The sequence below is a fragment of the Bacillus hominis genome (genome assembly GCF_018332515.1).
In the GTDB taxonomy this organism is placed as follows: Bacteria; Bacillota; Bacilli; order Bacillales; family Bacillaceae_G; genus Bacillus_A; species Bacillus_A hominis.
This window is the reverse complement of record NZ_BOQD01000188.1, coordinates 1-363: the sequence shown is the minus strand read 5'-3', so window position 1 is coordinate 363 and position 363 is coordinate 1. Positions and strand designations below refer to the sequence as shown.

General features: G+C 41.9%; 1 protein-coding gene. It reads right to left on the bottom strand.

Features of this window, described 5'->3' with window-relative positions; genetic code table 11:
* Nucleotides 1–363, bottom strand: a 363-nt coding sequence (locus KI356_RS18270) for a hypothetical protein (RefSeq protein WP_212936079.1), incomplete at both ends; no start/stop codon positions are given.

Below are 363 nucleotides of genomic sequence, written 5' to 3'. Positions count from 1 at the left end.
CTTCTTCCTTAGATTCTTCTAACTCCGCAACTTCTTCTGCTTCCTTAGATTCTTCTAACTCCGCAACTTCGGCTTCTTCCTCAGATTCTTCTAATTCCACAGCTTCTTCTGCTTCCTCAGATTCTTCTAATTCCACAGCTTCTTCTTCCTTAGATTCTTCTAACTCCGCAACTTCGGCTTCTTCCTCAGATTCTTCTAATTCCACAGCTTCTTCTGCTTCCTCAGATCCCTCTAATTCCACAACTTCTTCTGCTTCCTCAGATTCTTCTAATTCCACAACTTTTGCTTCCTCAGATTCTTCTAACTCCGCAACTTCGGCTGCTTCCTTAGATTTTTCTAATTCCACAACTTCTTCTGCTTCCT